Source organism: Bullifex sp. (genome assembly GCF_034103065.1).
Classification (GTDB): Bacteria; Spirochaetota; Spirochaetia; order Sphaerochaetales; family Sphaerochaetaceae; genus Bullifex.
Genome location: NZ_JAXEGN010000070.1, coordinates 1 through 23003, shown reverse-complemented (window position 1 = coordinate 23003; position 23003 = coordinate 1). Strand labels below are relative to the sequence as shown.

Genomic DNA, 23003 nt, shown 5'->3' with positions numbered 1-23003 from the left:
ATTTTTCTTTTTCCATTAAATATCCTTTGCAACTCTGAAACCAGTATACTCACTAGTAACATTTTTCTCAATTACACCAACGCTTTCAGGAGAAACTGTAGATGAATTATTTATATAAGAACCACCCTTAATAATTACATCACCAATTCCAAGTTTAGTTAGTTCTTCATATGAACCTGAAAGTCTAGCAAGTGGAACATAATGAGTTGATGTAAATTCCCATAAGCATCCATTAACGCCTTTAGGAAGTGTTGAATCATTATCAACTACAACAAGAGAATTACTATAAGGTTTATTGCTACATGATGAGGCAACAACCTCATATTCAGCTTCACTTAAAAGTCGATAAGGTTCACCGGTCTTATCACTTAACCAAGAAACATATGCTAAGGCAGCATTATAACTAATATTTCTAATAGGTAGAGTGCTTTTATTTACAGTTGAAGGGAAGATACCAGCTAAATAGTATTCATCTACCATGCCATCATTAATTAAGGTATTAATATTACTCTTTGCCCAATATGGATTAGCTTCAATAAACAAAGCCCAATCGTATTCAGAAACATAAGATTCACTAACTGCAAATGGCTTTACATTTACCAATACAGGATAAGTATTAATGCCAAAAATATTAGGGTAGCTATCTGTTCCTATTTCAAATGTAACTTCATCATAGATAAACATATTATTAGCTTTCTTTGGTGAATTTACACATTTTTTTTGGCTTACTTTAACAATATCAAGGTTAGAAGAAAGCACATCAGGTAACATGTTATAAAAATTTGTAAAGTTAGCAGTCTTATAACTAATGTTATTTTGTTCTAGGATTATTAATGCATTATCTAAATCGGCTTTCAAAACGTCAGATGTAATAAAATTAAGAAGTAAGAAAAACTCTTTGCTAACATCACTAATATTACAAGCAACCGCATCCTTTGCAAGATTGGTAATTAAAGGAGGATAATTATAAAAATCTGAGTAATCAACAACTTGAGAGTAGGAGACAATATTATATAATGTGTTTTCTAAACTATTATTGTAAATTTCTTGATTTCCAACATTAGGAACATCAACATTCATAGTTCTTTTTATTAGCAAAGTTAAAAATATTGGTTTATCCACACTAATTACATCATCTGCAATTTTCTCAGAATTCTTAATGTATTCTACATTGTGCTTTCCAGATGAAACAAATATTCTTGAGCCTTCTGTAGAACCAATATATTTTCCATCAAGAATTATACCAACATCAGCTAAATTACTGTTAAAAGAGATGTATCGACCAGATGAGATAATTCCAGGTAGAATACCAAGCAAAAATATTAAAAGTAAAATAACTACAATTAAAGCAATAAGAATATATTTTCCAGGCCTCATGCCTAAAATATTAGGTAGAACAACTTGTTCGACCTCAGGAAGTTTTTCTTTTTTCATACCAATTTAAAGTAATCATTATACCTCCTATTGTCAACAAACGAAGGCTTTGATATGTTTAATAACATGGATAAAATATATTCATTTTTAGAGAATAAAACAGTTAAAATTCTTACACATAGAAAAGCTTTAAAAGCATATGAAAAAAGTAAGAAAAAAACAATTCTTACTGAACTTTGGTCTTGGATTGATGCACTAATATTTGCAGTTGTTGTAGTAATATTATTAAATCAATTTTTATTTCAACTATTTTTAATACCATCTCCTTCGATGGTATCAACATTAAATATTAACGATAGAGTAGTTGTAAGTAAAATTAGCTATGGGGTAGAGCTATATCCTACAGGTCCAAAAATCTTTTCAAATTCAAGAAAAGTACAAAGAGATGATATTATTACTTTCTACAATCCTGAATACAATTCAAAGGGACCTGTTTTTGATATTCTTTCTCAAGCCATTTACTATGCAACACTATCACTTGTGAATATTGATAGAAATGAAGATGGGTCTATTGCTGAAAGATTATTTGTTAAGAGAGCAGTTGGCTTTGGTGGTGATAATATAAAATTCAAGGATGGAAATGTCTTAATTAAGCCAGCTGGATATGATAATTACATTACAGAAGAGGAATATAGAGAAGAAAATTCTCTATTACCTGGTCCACATAGAAGTGTAGATGAAAGTTTATATGATGGAATGCATGCTTGGGGTAGGTTATTTGCATTACAAGAAAATAATATTAATGTTGTTCCTCAGCACTTAAAAAATTCATATGAAAGTGTGCAAAACCAAAATATGTTTGACTACTATGAATTTCTACAAAATAAAACATTAATGAATACATTAATTAATCCTTCTGATATGTATGCACGTTCTGCATATTCCCACTATAGAGCAGGTATATATGTACCTAATGGATATGTTTTACCTCTTGGCGATAATAGAGATAATTCATCTGATGGAAGATATTTTGGACCTGTTAAGGAAAGTACAATTAACGGTAAAGTAATTGCTAGATTTTGGCCTATTGGCGATGTTGGGTTAGTTAAGTGATGGAAGGTTTAGATCTAAATAGAGATATTTCTCTCTATATTCATATTCCTTTTTGCAAGAGTAAATGCTCATACTGTGCATTTTATTCTACAGTTGATTACTCTCTAAAGGATGAGTTTTTAGACACTCTTTTAAAACAAATAACACAGTTAAATAAGGTAGTAAAAAAGCCATATAAAACAATCTTTATTGGTGGTGGAAATCCTGGTGTTTTAGGTTTTGATAACCTTTTAAAAATTGCAGAACTTGCTTCTAGTAATGGAAAGAGTGAAGAGTTTACAATTGAAATAAATCCAGAATATGTTACAGAAGAAATTGAAAAATTATTTAAATTTGTAAATCGAATTAGTGTTGGTATCCAATCTTTTTCAAATAGAGCATTAAAAACAATAGGAAGGAATGCTTGCTTTGAGGACAATATAAATGCTTTAACTATTCTTTCTGCTTTCAAGAAAAAATATAATATCCACTTAAACGGAGATTTAATAACCTGTATTCCTGGTGAAGGTGTTGATAACACAATAAATGATATTAATACTCTTTCTTCCTTCGATGTTGACCATATTTCTCTCTACTCATTAACATTTGAAGAGGGCACAAAGTTAACTCAAAACTGTAAACCAATTGACGAAGAAGAGGAGAGACAAATGCTCATTTCTGCTTGGCAATGTTTAGAAAACTTAGGCTATAAGCAATATGAAGTTAGTAACTTTGCAAAAAAGGGATATGAATCAATTCATAACCAAGTATATTGGAACCTTGGTCAATACATAGGACTAGGGCCTACTGCTGAAAGCAGTGTTGGCTATGAAAAAGTTATTAGTTTAAGAGAAAAAGATAGTGTTGAAGACTATATCAAAGATCCTTCCTTTGATGCGTATAGGTTATCAACAGAAGAACTTGAAGAAGAATATCTATTAACTCATTTAAGAGTTAAAGAAGGAATTAGTAAAAAAGATTATCAAAAAAGATTTTCAAAAAACTTTGATAGCGTTTATAAAAACTTTATAAAAAACCTAGATAAAGAGCTTTATATCGATAACTGTGATAGTTTTTCTCTTACAAAAGAGGGAATTTTAGTCGAAAATCAAGTAATTTTAACTCTTGCAATGGCAATATAAACAAAAAATATTTTTCATCATGTTGACGATACATTTTTTTTTGTGATAGTTTATTATAGTTGTAAAAATTAATTATTTATAAGGGGTTATATATGTCTGGCCACAGTAAATGGGCAACTATTAAACATGCAAAAGGTATCGCGGACGCAAAACGTGGACAAAAGTTCACTAAGCTCATCAAGGAAATCACAGTAGCTGCAAAGCAAGGCGGTCCTGATCCTAACTCCAATGCTACCCTCAGAACAGCCATCCTCAAGGCTAAGGCTGAGAACATGCCAAAAGATAACATTGAAAGAGCTATCAAGAAAGCAACTGGTGAAGGCGGAGCTACTAACTACTTCGAACTCACATATGAAGGATATGCACCAGGTGGAGTAGCAATCATCATTGATACTCTCACAGATAACAAGAACAGAACAGCTGCAGATGTACGTTCAACACTTACAAAGCTTGGTGGTTCACTTGGTAGCACAGGTTGTGTATCTTACATGTTCCAAACTAAGGGTATTATCACCTACAGTGAAGAGAAGTACACTGAAGATCAGATTCTTGAAGCAGCTTTAGATAATGGAGCAGAGGATGTAAGCACATCTGATGGAGTAATCGAAGTAACAACAGCACCAGCTGACTTTGCTACAGTTCTTGAAGCAATGCAGGCAGCAGGTTTCGAGCAGGAAAGTGCTGATATCCAGAAGATTGCTGATCAAACAGTTACTCTTGATAATGAAAAAGCTAACAAGGTTCTCAAGATTGTTGAACGCCTTGAAGATCTTGAAGATGTTCAGATGGTATCTACAAACCTTGATCTTCCAGATGATTTCGAAGCAGAGGCTTAATTAATTTATGATAATCCTAGGTATTGACCCAGGATTGGCAAATACAGGCTGGGGTGTTGTTGAAGTTATAAATCAGCGCTACCGGCCTGTTTCTTTTGGTGTAATAGCTACCAAGCCTGAGGCAAATCTTCCTGATAGAATATTTTCTATTGTAGATGAAATTTCTAAAATCGCTGACAAATATAAAGCTGAAGTTGTTTCAATGGAAGAAATCTTCTTTACCAAAAATATTTCATCAGCTATAAGTGTTGCAAAAGTAATGGGTGCAATTTCATTTGAAATGAGAAGAAAAAACATTGAAGTTGCTTACTTTTCACCACCACAAATAAAAACTGCAGTAACAGGAATTGGAAGTGCAGATAAGAATCAAATTCAGCAGATGGTAAAAATCTTACTTGGACTTGATAAGGTTCCAAAGCCTGATCACGCAGCGGATGCATTAGCAGACTGTATTACTTATGCAGTTTTTTCTGCAACAGGATCAAAAATCATGAGGTAATAGATGATAAACGCATTAAATGGATTTCTTGTAAGTATCGACCAAAATAGCTTGATAATTAATGTAAACGGAATGGAGTTTTTTGTTGAGATTTCAACTCAAGCTGCTTCATATTTTTCATCATTATCAAGAGATAAAGAGGTTCGCGTTTTAACAAAATATGTTGTTAGAGAGGACGCTGCTTTATTATTTGGTTTTAAAGATAGCTTTGAACGAGATTGCTTTAACCAGCTTCAAACTGTACCTGGAATTGGTGCTAAACAAGCATTAAAGATTTTGTCAGCTATTAGTGTGAATGATTTTATCAAAGCACTTGACCAAAGAGATATTTCAACACTCTCAAGAATTCCAGGTATTGGTGCGAAATCAGCTCAAAAACTAATATTAATGCTTCGTGATACACTTGTTATTACTGATGATAGTCCAAGTGGAGTAGAGAATGTTGAAAAGTCCAATAAAATGTGGGCTGATGTTGTCGACTCTTTAGCTGGTATGGGTTTTGATAAGAAGCAAGTTTATAAGACCCTTGATAAAGTATTAAAAGATGAGAGTGAAAAGATAAAGAAGATGAGTCATAATGAAGCTGAAAGCTATATCTTCCCAATCTTGTTAAGGAGACTTTCATGAACGACGACGAAAAATACACAAGCGAAGATAGTCCTGTAAGTGTTACTTTCCAAGCTCAAGATGAAAAAAATGAAAACATTCTTAGACCTCAGTACCTTGAAGACTTCCAAGGGCAAAAGCAGCTTAAAGAGAATTTATCAATATTTATTAAAGCCGCTCGTGATCGTGGTGAATCATTAGATCATACATTTCTTGTTGGTCCTCCAGGACTTGGTAAAACTACTCTTGCATCAATTATTGCTAACGAGATGCACTCTGAAATAAGAATGACAAGCGCTCCTGCACTTGATAAACCTAAAGATTTAGCTGGTATTTTAACTAATGTAACTGAAAACTCAATCTTTTTTATCGATGAAATCCATAGATTAAAGCCTGCTTTAGAGGAAATGCTTTATATTGCTATGGAAGATTTCGAAATTGACTGGGTTATTGGTCAAGGTCCAAGTGCAAGAACTATGAGAATTCCTCTTCCAAAGTTCACTCTTGTTGGAGCAACAACTAAAGCAGGTGCTGTCTCAACACCACTTTCAGAGAGATTTGGTATTAACTGTCACTTAGAGTACTACGATGACGCAGAGCTAAAAAACATTATTTTACGTTCTGCTACTATATTAAAGTGTCATATCGAAGATGATGCTGCATCTTTACTTGCACATTGTTCTAGAGGTACACCACGTATTGCTAACAGATTACTAAAACGTTTACGTGACTTTGCCGACATTTTAAATGATAGTTTAATTACAACAGATATTGTAAAACATGGTTTAACAAAACTCGGAATTGATAATAATGGTTTAGAGCGCCAAGATAGAAACATTTTGAAAACAATTATTGATTTCTATGATGGTGGTCCTGTAGGTGCCGATACCCTTTCTATTAGTGTAGGTGAGGCAGTTGAAACTCTTGAGGACTTCTATGAGCCTTATTTAATTCAACAAGGTTACTTAAAGAGGACTCCAAGAGGTAGATGTGTAACATTAAAGGCCTATGAATTACTAGGCATGAATGCAGAAGGAAAGAAAAATGCAGACCAAGGAATTTTATTTTGATCTTCCCGCTGAATTAATAGCTCAAAATCCAAGTGAAAAAAGAGGGGAAGACCGTCTTCTTTTAATGGATAGAGCAAGTGGGGAATATAAAGATTTAACAATTAGAGACTTTCCATCACTTTTAGAGGAAGGTTCTGTTTTAGTAGTAAATAATTCTAAAGTTAGAAAAGCTAGAACCTATGCACACACCAAGGGTGGTGGTGAGGTTGAATTCTTATTTTTAGAAGAAAATGAGGATTTTAGCTGGAAATGCATGTGTAACAAAAATAAAAAACAAAAAGAAGGAAAAAAATATACCTTCTTTGACTCAAATAATAATTTAATTACGAGTGCAGTGTTAACTAAAAAAAATGATGATGGAAGTGTAATATTATCATTTGAAAATCCACTCGATGAGGAATTTTTTTCACTTGTTGGGCATGTTCCCCTCCCTCCTTACATTAAAAGAGAGGATACGTTCTCTGATGAAACTAGGTATCAAACTGTTTATTCAAAGAATATTGGTTCTGTTGCAAGTCCTACTGCAGGATTACACTTTACTAAAGAAATTCTCGATGAAATTAAAAATAGAGGAATTGAAATTGCAGAGGTAACACTTCATGTAGGTCCAGGTACATTTTTACCAGTCAGAAGTGAAAATATCGAAGACCATCATATGCATTACGAAAAGTACACAATCGATGCTAAAACTGCAGAACTATTAAATAAAGCAAAAGCAGAAGGAAGAAAGATTGTTGCTGTGGGAACTACTAGTGTAAGAACACTTGAAAGTGCTGCAGATAGAGAAGGGCATATTGAAGCTGGTTCTAGAAAGACAAATATCTTTATTACTCCTGGCTATAAGTTTAAGTTTGTCGATAGCTTATTTACGAACTTCCATACACCGGAATCCACATTACTAATGCTTGTTTCAGCATTTTCATCAAAGGAAAAAATATTAAATGCATATAACCATGCAATAAAAGAAAAATATCATTTCTTTAGCTATGGGGACGCAATGTTTATTCGTTAAGGCTGAGTTTTCTCAGCCTATATTTTTATCAACAAAGAATGCTATTTCCTTTGCAATTTTACTAATATCTTGTTCTCCATTTACAACTAATACTTTAGTTTCTGGATTAACATTTTTTATTGCACTTTTGAAGTTTAAATCTACCTTTTCTAAGAACTCTTTTTTCTCAAAAAGCTCCTTTTCACCACCTCTTTTATCGATTCTACTTAAACAAACATCAACAGGTACATCAATGTATATTAATATCTCAGGAGAAGGAAAATTGTTAATTTCCTTTACATAATTTGAATCGACATTAACACTTTGATAAGCATAAGATGAATAAAAATATCTATCTGAAATCTCGATATAGCCATTAGCTGTTTTATCTTTTATACCTACATCTTCATGAAAAAGATGATCTTCTCTATCTGAAGCATATAGAAGAGCAAGTGCTTTAGGAGTTGTAATTACTTTATGCTGAAGTACATCACGAACCATTTTCCCAATAGGTCCATCTGTAGGTTCACAAGATACTTCGACTTTTTTTCCTTTTTTCTCTAAATGTTCTTTTAATAGTCTTACCTGAGATGATTTTCCACATCCATCAAGACCTTCAAATACTATAAAATTTTTAAGTATAGAAGATTTCATACTGTCTATAGGCTCCGATATTTGTTATTATTTAAAATAGAATATCATTAAATGGAGTAAAAATGAAATATCATACTACAGTTTCAACCGTGATCATTACACTTTTGATACTGTCTGTTTTTGTGTTTGTTTCATGCTTTACTTATTTTCAGCTCAATATTGATTCTCCTGGATTTTTAATTGTTTCAACAATAGAAGAAAAACTATCATCTGATAGAGATTTTTCTCTATCGTTCAGTTCGATAGATAGAATTTTAAAGAACAAAATTACAATTAATGATATAAAATTTACATACAAAGATATTGCAGACGTATCTATTGAAAACCTAACAGTTTACAATAATCCTTATCATATAATTCATAATTTACTATCTAAAAAAGGTAAATTTGAAGTTGATGTAAATAACATTAATGTAAATTTAAAACTACAAAAAAATGAAAGTACATCATCGTTGGATATTGCTTCTCTTTTTAGTATAGTTACTGATTTAGAAAGTCATGATGAATTATTTAAACAATTTCTTTTTTATTACTTTGCTTATTCACTAAATGTAAACAACCTTAATCTAACTATTAATGACTATAAAATTGATAGTATTAAGGCAAATATCCAGCTTGGTGAAAAATTAAAATTTAAATCGTTAGTAACAGAAGTACCATCATATAAAGATAAACAATTTAATGTTGATCATATTGCATTTAAAGCTGGAAATGATGGGAAGCTTTATTCCTTTGCAATCTCAGGGGATAGACTTGAGTTAATTAATAAAGATGTAAATTTATCTGTTGATCAAATAAGATCTGTACTAGAGTTTGAGAATTTTGCTTCACTAAAGCTAACAGCACTACCAATAGATTTATCTGTAAATGCAATCAAATTAAAGACCAAAGAACTCGATCTTGAAATAGGTCCACTAAGTCTTGAGAGTAATGGTGATGAAGCTAATTTTGCCGTTTCAGAAGTATTTACAAAAATAAAATATGGTTCTCTTAATTCTTCAACAATTAGAGGTAATATTGCTGTATCCCCTGATTTAGAAGTTAGTGGTAATATTAATATTAATGACTTTGTTGACTTAAATTATCAAAATTCATTCTTTAGGCTCTCTGGTCTTGATTGTGATTTTTCATATTTAGGTTCTGTTTCATTAACATTAAGAATTAATAAAACATTCTCATCAGGTTTAGAAGGATTAACAAATAATTATTTAAGTGGCTTTATGCTATCTAATTTTGAATCTGCTATCCAGTATAACGATAAAGAGCTATATGGATTTATTAATAGTGATGCTACATTAAAGAGTGATAACAAGCTAATTAATGATTTAAAGCTTTCATTAGAAGCAGATAGCTATATTCCTGAAGGTAAAATTCAAGATTTAAATATTAGTTTATCTAACATTAAACTAGCAATGCTAGATTATCCAATTAATGCTTCTTATAAGCAAGATTCAAAGGGTATTAGTGTTAATGCTATCTATAAAAATGATTTAAAGTTTAAACTAGAAAATAATAATATATTAACTGCCAGCTTAGATTTAAGTGGTTTTAAGGCTTATGAACTCAAATCTATAATTAACACCTATTTCCCAGCATTAAATATGTGGATAAAAGAGGACACTCTTTTAAATGGGTACCTTACATTCTCATCTCAAGAGGGTAAAAAAGGAAAAATCTACTCAAACATAGCATTTGATAATATTCACTTTAATGACACTACCTTTGGTATTGCATCAGGTCTAAGTGCAGAGTTAAATGATAATGAGATTCAAAACATCAAATTAAATATTACATCTGAATTAATTCGTTTTGCATATTTAGGTTCTATTAATTTAGATACCTTCCTTCCTGAAGGTGATTTCTCATTAAAGCTTACAAATACTGGTAAGACACTTGCAGATGTTAACATATCTCTTGGATCAAATAAGCAATATGATTTCTATGCAACAATACTTAGTAGAGACCAAGGCTTTATTGAAGGTTCAATTAACTGGGCAAGTGAAGGCTTAGTACAAGCATTAGGTCAGATTAAGAGTAGTGCAAGCTACTACCCATTTGATTTATCATTAGATTTAAATAGCAAAAAGGTTGATTTAATTAGTAACCAGCTACTATTAACAGCTGATTACTCAGATGAATTATCTGTCGTACTTTCTTTAGATAAATTTCCACTTCCTGTCTCTGATAACTCAATTAAGCCAATTACAATTAATGGTTTAGCTGACTACTACTTTAGCTTTAGAAACCAGGAAAGTATTTTAACATTAAGTGATATTAACATTAGAGATATTAGATATATTAAATCTAATCCTGAGATTACAATTAACGGAAGTTTTAATAATAGCATACTAAATCTTGATAGAATATCATTTAAAGATGATATTTCAGAGCTTAAGGGTAGCCTTGTTTATCCACTTAAAGAAAGACGTTTAGCTTTTAATATTTCAAATAATAGTGAGAGCATATCATCTTCATATAAGGTTATCAACGATAGTTTATATACAGGAATTGTAATAATAGATAATTTAAAGCTTGAACGTTTTGGTCTAACACAATCATTATTAAATGTTTCAATGATAGGTAAGGGTGAAAGCTTAAATGATTTTGATTTCTCGGGGTCATTAAATATCAATTCAAATTCAAATGAAAGAACATCATTTAATTTAAGTAGTGATATCTTAATTAACGATGAAAAGATTGAGTTAAGTGATGTTAATTTATTGTTTGGTGACTTAGTAATGAAGTCAGAGAAAATTGGATATGATACTACTATTGGAAATTTTGTAGGTAAATTTGCTATTAAATACACCAAAAACAATAATGATAGACCATATTTAATTACATCCGATTTATCATTAAATGTTCCGATTGGAAAATATGATTCGTTAACAAATTCACTATTAATCTCATTTGATAAATTTCAAAAGGAATTTAGTGTAAATATTAATATTGATAAAATCGATATTGATAATTTCCTAACAATTAATTCAAGAGAATTATTTATAAATTATAATGATACCAATGGCATTTCTTTTGACGGTAATATGATAAATGGTAATGTAAATTTAAATACTTTTGAAACTAACTTAAAAATTGATTTACTACCAGTTGCTGCACTTAATATCAACGGTATCATGAATCCACAAAATCTTGATTTAAATTTAAATGATATTGTGTTTAACATTGGATCAATTAACTTTGCATTCCCATTCCCAATTATCTGGTTTAGTGATAAAGCCTTTGTTGGTGGTGATTTAAAATTATTTGGACCTATTACAGATACACATCTCTATGGAAACCTATATACAAAGGGCTTTGACATGGAAGTATGGTGGTTACAAAAGAGTATTTTGAGACTTTCTGATATCCATTTTTCTATGGTTGATAACTATTTATCAACTGCTCGTACCCCTGTATTGGTTATTGATAAAGCAGGTGGACCTGTTAAGTGTGTAGATGTTGATTTAGAAGCTCAATTAAGTACATCAAATATCGTTGACTTCTTTGGTCTAAATGTATGGATTGAAAAGGGACAAGATGTTTTTGTTAGGGTTCCTATAGAAAGCCAAAACATGCAAATCGATGCAGATGTTTATGGTCATTTCTCATATTATACAGACCTATTTAAGAACTATCTTGGAGGAGAAATCATTGCTGACTCAGGTGTATTTAGTTATGGAATGGATCCTCTTCCTGTATGGTGGAAACCAGGTATGCTGGTAAATAATAACTTTGATATAACTTTGGGTGAAAACATGAAGTTTATGCTTCCACTTTCATCCGATCCTATACTTGTTGCATATATGAAGGATAAAACACACTTCACATTTACATATGATAATGCACTTGAGGAAATAGGATTAAATGGTAGCTTAGATTTCAGGGCTGGAGAAATATATTATTTTGAGAAGAACTTCTACATCACAGAAGGAAGTCTAAGTTTTAATAATGAATCTTCAAGAAGATTAGCTCCTGTAATTGACCTTACAGCTAGACTTAGAGATTTTGATGCATCAGGAAATAAAGTCGATATATATTTGATTTTAAAGAAATCAACATTAACAGATTTAAATCCATATTTTGAATCATCTCCAAGAAAGGATTTAAATGAGATTATGTCCATATTGGGAGATGCAATTTTACCAGCTAATACCTATGGTGAATTAAATCTTTCATCTGTTGCATCTCTTCTTACAAGTGGAATGGATGTAATGTCTAGAATGGGATTATTAAATTCAACAAGTTCTTCGGCTGATTTAATTTCTAACATAAGAAATAGCTTAAATCTTGATATGTTTAGCTTGAGAACAAATTTAATTGAAAATCTTGTTTTAGATACTATTTTTACTTCCTCTGGTCAAACAATTTCTCCAGTTGCTAGATATCTTGATAATACTAGTATTTACCTTGGTAAGTATCTAAATGAGAATTTCTTCTTGCAAGGTATGGTACATCTTTCAGCATTTAAAGATGGTAGAGATAAGAATAAGAGTGCTACCTTCCTTGCAGATGATTTGCAACTTGATATTGAAATTTCTCTTGAATGGTCAAATCCACTTGGAACAATTACGTTCTTTACAAGACCTACAAATCTATCTTTATATAATATTTTTGATTCATTTGGTTTTAGCTTCTCTAAGAGAATAATGTTTTAAATTGTAATTTGAGTGAAGTTTAATTTGTCATGTTTAGTTTTTTTGAATTTTCGGTTATCTTGATATAAGGAGTATTATGCATGATTAAAAAAATAATGCTTATTTTAACAATACTATTACTTTTAACTGCACCAGTTTTTGCAGAAGAATGGTATTATGGCAAAAATATTCAAGGTTTTAACTATTCAGGTTTACAAAATGTTTCTGAGCATAGTGTGAACACATTATTGAAACCATACATTGGAAAAGAATTATCCGATGATATTTTAACTGAAATCGATACACTTTTATATCAGCAAGAGTGGATGGATTACTATTTGATGAATGCTGAGCAAGATGATAATGGTAATTTAATTCTTGATATTGAAATTCAAGAGCTCCCAATGATTGGTCAAGTTATTTTCAGTGGTAATAATGCAATAAAAGATAGAGCATTGCAGCCAGAGCAAAACATAACTCAAGGCTCATTCTTTGCACCAGGTGTATTAAAAGCCAATAAGGTTTTACTTGAAGATTATTATAAGAGTAAGGGCTATCGTGATGCTAGTGTCCAAATAACAACAAGTAATGATGATGTAAAAAATAAAGTTACTGTTGAATATGTTATTAATGAAGGTTACCAATACAAGGTATCTTCAATAGCTTTTAATGGTGTTGGTAATATCAGTGCTAAAGAGCTTACAAAGCAAATGGACACTAAAGAAAGATCGTTCTTTAGAAGTGGTAATTATATTCAAACTCAGTTAGATAACGATATTGAAAAGATTATTAATTTCTATCGTACTAATGGCTATATCGATGCCAAAATTATTAGTGTTGATGTTCAAGATGCTGGAATGGCAGATGAAAAATATAAACTTGTTAATATTGTAATTACAATTGAAGAAGGAAGTCTTTGGACACTAGGTGAAATTACATTTAGTGGAAATAAAGTATTTAGTGATGAGGAAATTCAAAGCCATATTTATCTAAAGAGTGGTATTGTAAACAACTCATCTCAAATTGCAACTCAATTACAGGAAATTGCCTCACTTTATTACAATAATGGTTACATTAAAACAAACATAATACCATCTGAAATTAGAGATGAAGAAAAGCATAGTGTAAGTTATCACCTAGAAATTACAGAAAGTAATCAATCATTTATTGAGGAAATTGTAATTACAGGACTTACAAAAACAAAACCATATGTTTTTGAAAGAGAAATGGAGTTAAAGGTTGGAGATGTTTTCTCACAAGCTAAACTACAAAAATCAGGTCAAAATATTTTAAATACTTCGATTGTAACAGATATACAAACAGGACTTTATCAAGGAAAAGATGAAGATGGTGTTATCTTAGAGCTTGCAATTGAAGAAGGTAACCAAATGGAACTTTCCTTTGGTGCAACCTTTGGTGGTACAGTTGATGGTTTCCCTGTATCTGGATTTTTACAGTGGAGTGATAAAAACTTAATGGGTACAGGCAGAGATTTCTCTGTATCAACAAATCTCTCTCCTGATACACAATCATTATACATATCTCTTTCTGATGACTGGGTAGGTGATAAGAGATGGTCAAATGGATTATCCCTTTCTGTTGAAAGATCAAGTAAGACAGGTATATTACAGCGTGGTAGTGGTAGTGCTTACTTTGATGGTAGAGACAAAAACAATATTACTTATCCAAAAGGTTATACATCAGCACTTGAATGGTACATGAGTGATCAAGCAACGCCACAAAGTACTAACCTTATGAACTATGACTTCTATAGCATCACAGGTGGATATAACTCTGGTTATAAATTCATGTTTGATAAGGGTTCTTTATCTGTATCAGGAGGTCTTTCAATCGGACTTTCTCATGCAATTTACGATTCAAGCTATGACCCATATGAGTATATTATAAAAAAATATAATGAAAAGTGGCAGTTCTCAAATAAGCTTAGTACATCATTAACATGGGATGGAAGAGACCTTATTAATAATACAACCAAGGGATATATGTTATCATTAACATATACTTATGCAGGTGGTATCCTTGGTGGTCTTTCTAACTATAATAAGATTTCTCTTAGTGCTGCAGGCTATACAACAATAATGAAGTTTACTAATGAAGAGGGTAAAACAAAGAATCTTGTCCTCTCATTAACTAGCCAAGTATCCTTCATGCTACCTCAATATTGGAATAATAGTGATTTAAACGGTTGGGGCTTATACGATGCAAACAAGGGAGCTACTAAATATGAAATGCTCTACATCGATGGAATGAACATCGGTCGAGGTCATTCATTAAAGCTTTGGAATTCATTCTTATGGCATAACCAACTTGAGTTAAATTACCCACTTGTTGAAAATGTAATTTCAGCTGAGGCATACATCAGTGGAACTGCTATTACAGAAGATTTAAATACTCTTAGTTTTAATACTTTAAATTGGTATTTCTCTGCTGGTGCAGGTATTAAACTTAAAATTCCTGGATTCCCTCTTGGTCTATATCTTTGTAAGACATCAAGTATTGTTGATGGAAAATTTACATTTGATGGTGGTCCTATTTTCGGAAATAGTTCATCTAATTCCGGCTTAAAGCTTGTTCTTGCTATCACAACTTCGATATATTAATAAAAATGGCGAAGGAAAAAGATAATGAGTTGACGCCAATGATGCGTCAATATATGGAAATAAAAGAACAACATAAAGACGAAGTATTATTCTTTCGTCTTGGAGACTTCTACGAAATGTTCTTTGATGATGCGATAGAAATATCGCATCTATTAAGTTTAACACTCACACATAGGGCAGGTAACCCTATGTGTGGTATTCCATATCATGCAGCAAAAACATATTTAAAACGCTTATTGGATATGGGAAAGAAGGTTGCAATTTGTGAACAACTTTCACTACCTGAAAATTCAAAAGAACTTGCAAAAAGAGAAGTTGTACAAATATATTCCCCTGGTACTGTTATTGAAGATGAATACTTGGATAGTGAATCAGATTCATACATTGTTTGTCTTTGGTACAATAAAAAAGAATATTCCATTGCATATGCTGATATAACAACAGGTGATTTTAATGTACGTCGAGTTTCGCCTGATCAATTAATGTCAGTATTATTGTCATTAAGTGTTAAAGAAATAATAGTTGAAGAAGATTATTATTTTACGAATAGAGAATTTCGAAACTCTATTGATGACCTTGGCATAATTGTTACTAAATATCCAGCTCGTTATTTCTCATTAAGAGAAGGTACATCACAAATTAAGAAGTTTTTTAATGTATCATCTCTTTCAGTCTTTATGCTTGATGAAAAGGATAGTTTAGTATCAGCGGCAGGTGCTTTAATTACATATCTTGAGCAAATGTGTAGAACTTCATTAAATCAATTTACAAATTTGAAAATTGTTAAAGATGAAGGCTTACTACTAATAGATCAATCTAGTGAAAAGAATCTAGAAATAATCTCTAATTTACAGGACCACACAAGTGCTAATACACTTTTTAGTGCTATAAATAGAACAATTACTTCATCAGGCTCAAGATTATTAAAGGATCGTTTACTAAATCCAATTAATAACTTTGATGAGTTACAAAGTAGATTATCTTGGGTAAAATTCTTCTATGATGATTTAGATGAAAGAAAAAGAGTTAGAGAATTACTTCGTCTTTCCTCTGATTTAATTAGAATATCAAGTAAGCTTGATATGAAACGGAGTGTACCACGAAATCTTTTAGCAATTGCAGAGACCTTAACATGTTTCTTTTCTCTAATTAGCGAAAAGGAAATATATTTAAGCTTAGTTAATGAAGAAATATCTAATCCAAGTGTATTAATTGAATTGACAGAGGAGATTAATCAAGCAATTAATCCAAGTTGTACCAATCTTTATAAAGAAGGGGAGATAATTCTTTCTGGCTACAACAAAGAATTAGATGAGCTAAGAGAAATTGAAAATAACTCATCTGCTTTACTTTCTTCCTACCTTGATAAGGTAAAAGAGGAGAGTGGGTTAACTATTTTAAAACTTGGAGAAAACAAGATAATTGGTTATTACCTTGAGGTACCAAAGGGACAACTTGATAAAGTTCCTGCTTATTTTATTAGAAGGCAAACTTTAGTAGGTGGTGAACGATTTACAACTCCAGAACTCTCTACTCTTGAAGAAAAGATTAGGTCTGCAACATTTGAAAGCGTCAAAAAAGAAAAAGAGCTTTATAATGAAATAACTAATAAAGCAGCAAGCTTATCTAAAGAGCTTAGATTAGTTGGTAGTATTTTAGCAAAATTGGATTTATATCAGTCTAGTGCTGAAATAAGTCAAACAAATAACTATGTAATGCCTGAAATTATTAAAGAAGGAGAGCTAATAATTAAAGAAGGAAGACACCCTGTTGTTGAAGAAAAATTAATTCAATCACAATTTGTTTCAAACTCTTTTGATTCATCAAAGTCCCATTTTTCTTTAATTACAGGTCCTAATATGGCTGGTAAATCAACATACCTAAGGCAAACAGCTTTAATAGTTCTCCTTTCCCATGCAGGTATGTTTGTTCCAGCAACTTATGCTATGGTTCCATTAACTGATAGGATTTTTACTCGTGTTGGAGCATCTGATAACCTTGCAAAGGGTGAGTCAACATTTTTAGTTGAAATGAGAGAAAGTGCCTATATTGTTCGTAATGCTACAAAAAAGAGTCTAGTTATTATGGATGAAATAGGAAGAGGAACTTCAACTCAAGATGGTATGTCTATTGCTTATGCAATAATGCAATACTTATTTAATGTAGGTTGTATTACTTTATTTGCAACCCACTATCATGAGTTAACTATGTTAGATACATCTGGAATGCAATTATTAACTCTTGAAGTAATTCAAGATAAGAATAATATCCAGTTTGTAAGAAAGGTAATTAATGGAGTTGCTGAGTCTAGTTATGGCTTACACGTTGCTAAACTCGCGGGTATACCTCAATCTGTTATTAGAAGTGCTTCAATATTCCAAAAGCAACACTTTGCATCCTATTCTACTTTTAGTGATAGTGAACAATTTGATTTATTTACCGATACTTCAAAGCTTGATAATTCAGAAATAAATTCAATAGTTGATAAAATAATGGACTTTGACGTTTCTTCATCTACTCCAATAGACGCTTTATTACTTGTTTCTAAGTTACAATCAGAAATAAGTAACTTAAATAAAGAGAAATAATTATATTACTATTGACAGAGAAAGAAATAAAAAATATTCTTAACATAGTTCAATTAATTAGATGATTGAAGGAACCAACTAAGGTTCCTTTTTTTGTGATGAGAGGACTATGCTAACAAATAATATTAGATCATCAGCTCTTTTTTTAGAGCTAACAGACCTGCTTTCTGGATTAGGATTAAAGGTTGTTGACTGTGTAAAAAATGAAACTGCACAGGGTGTACAGCTAATTGTCACTGTATTTTCACCTGATAGGGAAGTAAATACAGATGACCTGGCTGAAGTTTATAACATTCTTTATCCACGTTATAGTGTAATATTTCAGGACAGAGATTTATCACTAGAGGTTTCTAGTCCAGGATTAACTAGGAATTTTAAAGACTTTTACGAGTTTGTATTGTTTAATGAAAAACTTGTAAGAGTATATTCAACAAAGTATTCCTGCTGGGTTGAAGGTTATATTTCAACCTGTACTAATGAGAGTGTAACTCTCAAGTCTGCTTTAATCGTAGACACTAATGAGACCAAGGAAGAACTTACTCTTTCTTTTGGTGAAATTCAGAAGGCTAAATTAGCCTATCGTTGGGAGGAAGCAAAATGAGTGATATGAGAGATGCCATCCTACAGATGAGCGAAGAAAAGCACATTTCACAAGAGATGGTACTTGAAACTATTAAGGAATTTGTTAAAGCTGCATATAAGAGAAAGTTTGGAACTGATGAAAATGTTGTTATTTCATTCTCTGATGATCTTAGCTCAATGAATGTAAGTGCTAAAAAGATTGTTGTAGCAGAAGAAAACTACTACAATGAAGTTACTGAAATTCCTCTTGATGAAGCTCATGATCTTGCAGATGACGTTGAAATCGGAGATACTCTCATGATTCCACTTGATCCACACACTTTTGATCGTGGAGCAGTACAGTCAGCTAAGCAGAGAGCACAGCAATCATTTAAAGATATCCAAAATAACTACACTTATTCAGAGTTTAAAAATAAAGAGGGTGAAGTCATTCAGTGCTACGTAAATAGCCAGAATCAATCAGGTGACTACCACATGAATGTTGGTGGTGGAGTTGAGGGTGTACTTCCTGTTAGAAATCAGTCTCCACGTGAGAATTTCACAACAGGTGAAAGTGTTAAGTGTTACCTCGAAAGAGTAGAAAATCCATCTCAAAACAACAGAGGTGGTTTTAGAGGTAGAAACAAGAGTGATGTAAGAATCATTTTATCAAGAACATCTCCAGAGCTTGTAAGAAAATTCTTAGAACTTCAGGTACCTGAAATCTATGATCACCAAATTGAAATTGTTAAAATTGTACGTCAGGCAGGTATTAGAACTAAGGTAGCTGTAAAGTCAAATGCACATGATTTAGATCCTGTAGGTGCAACTGTTGGTCTCAAGGGTAATAGAATACAAACTATTATGACAGAGCTCGATGGTGAAAAAATTGATGTAATCCAGTATGATGAAAACCCACTTGTTTTCATTGCCAATGCTTTAACACCTGCAACAGTAACAAAGGTACTTCCAATTGATTTATCAACTAAGCATGCTGTTGCTATTGTTGAAGAAAACCAAGTTGGAATTGCAATTGGTCTTTCAGGTGTGAACGTAAAACTTGCAAACCAGCTCTGTGACTGGCTTATTGAAGTTAAAACTCAAGCTCAGTTCGAAGAGATGGAAATCACACAGGAAGCAAGAGAAAAAGCTGAAGCAATCTTTGCTTCTGGTGATGAAGCATTTATGGCACCTCCAGAAGAGGAAGAACACCATCTTACAGCTGAAGAGCTTGGTATTAGTGAGGATGAAACACTTTTTGCAGATTTAAACATCTCAAGAGAGCTTGTTAAGAAACTTGAATACCATGATGTATATACAGCTGAAGAGTTCTTCGATTTAACACCTGAAGAAGTTGATGCTATTGGCTTAACTGATGAAGAAAAAGCTGAAATTGCATCTGTTATTGATGTTGAGGAAGAGCAAGAAGAACAGTTCGAATGTCCAAACTGTGGAACTGTACTTACTGCTGGTACAACGCATTGTCCAAACTGCGGAGTAGAGTTCGAATTTGAGTAATAATCTTTTTAAGGATAAAAATGAGCGAAGATAAACCGAAAGTAATTGTCATTAAGAAACCACAAGCCCCTGTCAGAGAGACTCCTCAGGTTAAGGAAGCTCCTGTTAAAGAGGAAAAGAAAGTCGTAGTTGTGAAGAAGAAAATCGTCACAGTTAAGGCTAAGATTAAAGAAGAGAAGAAGGAAGAAAAGAAGGAAGAAGCTGTTGTACAGACTCCTCAGGTTCAGAGTGCTCAAGTGAAGAAAGAAAACTCTACACCTACTCAAAAGCCAGTTAATGTTGTTGCTAAAAGCACACCTAAGCCAAGTCAGGCTCCGGCAGCTAATAGAAACATCATCAGAGGTGAGAGATTAAGTTCACCACTTCATTTTGGACCTGTTGTAATCAAGCCTAACAACCTTCCACCTGTACCTGGTCAAAAGGTTACAGACCAGCAGCCTAAGGAACAGGCTAAGCCTCGTGTTGCTGGTGTTGTTGGAGGTAGACCTGTAAGAACTCCAGGTCAAAGATTCCAAAACAACAACAATCGCTTCCAAGGCCAAAATAGATCATTTAACCGTGATCAAAAAGATGGACAGAATTCTTCATTTAATAACCGTGGAGGTTTTAACAGGGGTCAAGATCAGAAGGGAGGATTTAATAATCGTCCTAACTTCTCTCAGCGCCCTGGCATGAGACCTCAAGCAGGTGGCCAAAATGATGCTCTTGATATCAACCAGAAATCTGGTGCAAGAAAAACTGCATCTAAGAAGAAGGAAAGTGTTGATTACAAATCTAAGAGAGATCAAGAGATTGACTTCCAGTATCTTCAGAAGAAGAAGGAAGAGAGTAAGCTTGCTGCTGTTCCAAAGTCAATTGATATTATGGAAAACATCACAGTAAGTGAACTTGCTAAAAAGATGAATATCAAAGCAAGTGATATTATCTCTAAGCTCTTTAAAATGGGTATGATGGTTACTATCAACCAGCAGATTGACCACGATACAGCTGAAATTATTGCTGAAGAGTATGGATGTTCAGTACACCTCGTTTCACTTTACGATGAAACCATCATCGAAAATGAAGCTGAAAATGAAGAGGATTTTGTTCCAAGAGCACCAATTGTTACAATCATGGGTCACGTTGACCATGGTAAGACAAAGCTTCTTGATGCAATTAGAAGTGCTAACGTTGCAGCTCGTGAATTTGGTGGTATTACTCAGCACATTGGTGCATACAAGGTTAATGTACCAGGACGAGGTGATGTAGTATTCTTAGATACTCCGGGTCACGCAGCATTCTCAATGATGAGAGCTCGTGGTGCTCAAGTTACAGATATTGTTGTACTTGTTGTTGCAGCAAACGACGGTGTAATGCCTCAGACAAGAGAAGCAATTGACCATGCTATGGCTGCAAAGGTACCTATCATTGTTGCTATCAACAAGTGTGATTTACCTGAGTCAAATCCAGATAGAGTAATGCAACAGCTCTCTGATATCGGTCTTATGCCTGAAGAATGGGGTGGTCAAACTCTCTATTGTAAGATAAGTGCGTTAAAGAAAGAGGGTATTGATGATCTTCTCGATACTATTCTCTTACAAGCTGAAATGCTTGAACTCAAGGCTAATCCAAAGTGTAGAGCAGAAGGTAAAGTTCTTGAATCAAGAATTGACCAAGGTAGAGGTACTGTAGCAACTGTTATTGTACAAAAAGGTACTCTTCACCAGGGTGATTACTACGTAGCAGGTATCTATCCAGGTAGAGTAAGAGCTATGTTCGATGATAAAGGAAAGAAGATTAAGGAAGCAGGTCCATCTACTCCTGTTGAAATTATTGGTCTTTCCAATATTCCATCTGCAGGCGATCCATTCCAGGTAACTGAGGATGAAAAGCAAGCAAGAATGGTAGGTGCTAAGAGACAGGAGCTTGAAAAGCTTGGTGCTTCTAATAACGCTAATAAAGTCACACTTGAAAACCTTTATGACAAAATTAAAGAAGGTGAAGTTCAAGACTTTAACGTTATCATCAAGGGTGATGTTCAAGGCTCTGTTGAAGCATTACAGGGAACACTTACAAAACTTAGTACTCCTGAAATTAGACTTAATGTTATTAGAGCATCTGCTGGCGCTATTATCGAAAGTGATATCTCTCTTGCAGCAGCTTCTAATGCACTTGTCGTTGGCTTCAACGTTAGACCAACTCCAAGAGCTCAGGCACTTGCAGAGCAGGAAAAGGTTGAGATTAAGAAATATAACATTATTTATGATGTTGTAGATGATATCAAGGCTGCTATGGAAGGTCTCCTTTCCCCTGAAATTAAGGAAATTGATATCGGTAAAGCAGAAATCCGTGACACATTCCGCGTTCCTAAAGTCGGCGTAATTGCAGGTTGTTACATCACTGAAGGTAAAGTTACAAGAAATGCATTTGTACGTGTAATTCGTGACTCTATTCAGATTAACAAAGAAAACATCCACATTTCATCTCTCAAGAGATTTAAGGATGATGCTAAGGAAGTTACTGCCGGATATGAATGTGGTATTGGTCTTGAGAACTTCCAGGATATTCAAATTGGTGATACCCTTGAATTTGTTCAGAAGCAGGAGATTGCAAGGAAACTTGAAGATACAATAGTATGAGTGAATATTCAGGAAAAAGACTTGAAAGTAGAATCCTTGAAACAATTTCAACAATGATTGTTAATGGGATGATTAAAAATCCTAATCTTTCTAGGTTCACCTCTATTACAGAAGTGAACCTAGCATCTGACAATGCAAATGCTACTGTATATGTGTCATGTGCAGATGAAAGAGGCTTAGATAAAAGTGTTAGAGCACT

The 23003-nt window shown here is 32.8% G+C and carries 16 protein-coding genes; 14 read left to right on the top strand and 2 right to left on the bottom strand.

Going from position 1 to position 23003, the window contains the following annotated elements; genetic code table 11:
* Window positions 1-15: 15 nt before the first annotated feature.
* Window positions 16-1434: a formylglycine-generating enzyme family protein gene (locus SOY52_RS03095; protein WP_320847520.1), complete on the bottom strand. Its 1419-nt coding sequence runs from the start codon at window positions 1432-1434 to the stop codon at window positions 16-18.
* 66 nt (window positions 1435-1500) lie between these two features.
* Between SOY52_RS03095 and lepB the strand changes: the two genes are divergently transcribed.
* The 7 genes from lepB to queA all read left to right on the top strand — a co-directional run bounded on the left by lepB (window position 1501) and on the right by queA (window position 7631).
* Window positions 1501-2487: a signal peptidase I gene (lepB, locus tag SOY52_RS03090; RefSeq protein WP_320847519.1), complete on the top strand. Its 987-nt coding sequence runs from the start codon at window positions 1501-1503 to the stop codon at window positions 2485-2487.
* Window positions 2487-3608: a radical SAM family heme chaperone HemW gene (hemW, locus tag SOY52_RS03085; RefSeq protein ID WP_320847518.1), complete on the top strand. Its 1122-nt coding sequence runs from the start codon at window positions 2487-2489 to the stop codon at window positions 3606-3608. The genes lepB and hemW overlap by 1 nt, the downstream gene beginning before the upstream one ends.
* A 92-nt stretch (window positions 3609-3700) precedes the next feature.
* Window positions 3701-4444, top strand: a complete 744-nt coding sequence (locus tag SOY52_RS03080) for a YebC/PmpR family DNA-binding transcriptional regulator (RefSeq protein WP_320847517.1) — start codon at window positions 3701-3703, stop codon at window positions 4442-4444.
* A 7-nt stretch (window positions 4445-4451) separates the two neighbouring features.
* Entirely contained in the window at window positions 4452-4943 is a 492-nt protein-coding gene (gene ruvC / locus SOY52_RS03075; protein WP_320847516.1) for a crossover junction endodeoxyribonuclease RuvC, read from the top strand.
* Between the two features lie 3 nt (window positions 4944-4946).
* The gene (gene ruvA, locus SOY52_RS03070; protein ID WP_320847515.1) at window positions 4947-5570 is read left to right on the top strand and encodes a Holliday junction branch migration protein RuvA; all 624 of its coding nucleotides are present in this window, start codon (window positions 4947-4949) and stop codon (window positions 5568-5570) included.
* Window positions 5567-6619: a Holliday junction branch migration DNA helicase RuvB gene (gene ruvB / locus SOY52_RS03065; protein ID WP_320847514.1), complete on the top strand. Its 1053-nt coding sequence runs from the start codon at window positions 5567-5569 to the stop codon at window positions 6617-6619. Before ruvA ends, ruvB begins: the two co-directional genes overlap by 4 nt.
* Window positions 6594-7631: a tRNA preQ1(34) S-adenosylmethionine ribosyltransferase-isomerase QueA gene (gene queA, locus SOY52_RS03060; protein WP_320847513.1), complete on the top strand. Its 1038-nt coding sequence runs from the start codon at window positions 6594-6596 to the stop codon at window positions 7629-7631. Before ruvB ends, queA begins: the two co-directional genes overlap by 26 nt.
* A 12-nt stretch (window positions 7632-7643) precedes the next feature.
* Here queA and tmk read toward each other — a convergent pair whose 3' ends face one another.
* Complete coding sequence (gene tmk / locus SOY52_RS03055; RefSeq protein WP_320847512.1) at window positions 7644-8264, bottom strand: dTMP kinase; 621 nt, start codon at window positions 8262-8264, stop codon at window positions 7644-7646.
* Window positions 8265-8326: 62 nt separating this feature from the next.
* Between tmk and SOY52_RS03050 the strand changes: the two genes are divergently transcribed.
* The 7 genes from SOY52_RS03050 to SOY52_RS03020 form a co-directional block, all read left to right on the top strand.
* Complete coding sequence (locus tag SOY52_RS03050; RefSeq protein ID WP_320847511.1) at window positions 8327-12919, top strand: hypothetical protein; 4593 nt, start codon at window positions 8327-8329, stop codon at window positions 12917-12919.
* 80 nt (window positions 12920-12999) lie between these two features.
* The gene (gene bamA / locus SOY52_RS03045; protein WP_320847510.1) at window positions 13000-15519 is read left to right on the top strand and encodes an outer membrane protein assembly factor BamA; all 2520 of its coding nucleotides are present in this window, start codon (window positions 13000-13002) and stop codon (window positions 15517-15519) included.
* Between the two features lie 5 nt (window positions 15520-15524).
* Window positions 15525-18107: a DNA mismatch repair protein MutS gene (mutS, locus tag SOY52_RS03040; protein WP_320847509.1), complete on the top strand. Its 2583-nt coding sequence runs from the start codon at window positions 15525-15527 to the stop codon at window positions 18105-18107.
* Window positions 18108-18216: 109 nt separating this feature from the next.
* Window positions 18217-18708: a ribosome assembly cofactor RimP gene (locus SOY52_RS03035; protein WP_320847508.1), complete on the top strand. Its 492-nt coding sequence runs from the start codon at window positions 18217-18219 to the stop codon at window positions 18706-18708.
* Entirely contained in the window at window positions 18705-20186 is a 1482-nt protein-coding gene (gene nusA, locus SOY52_RS03030) for a transcription termination factor NusA (protein WP_320847507.1), read from the top strand. The genes SOY52_RS03035 and nusA overlap by 4 nt, the downstream gene beginning before the upstream one ends.
* 20 nt (window positions 20187-20206) lie before the next feature.
* On the top strand, window positions 20207-22804 hold the full coding sequence (infB, locus tag SOY52_RS03025) for a translation initiation factor IF-2 (RefSeq protein ID WP_320847506.1): 2598 nt from the start codon (window positions 20207-20209) through the stop codon (window positions 22802-22804).
* On the top strand, window positions 22801-23003 hold a 203-nt coding region (locus tag SOY52_RS03020; protein WP_320847505.1), incomplete at its 3' end, for a ribosome-binding factor A. The genes infB and SOY52_RS03020, both read left to right, overlap by 4 nt.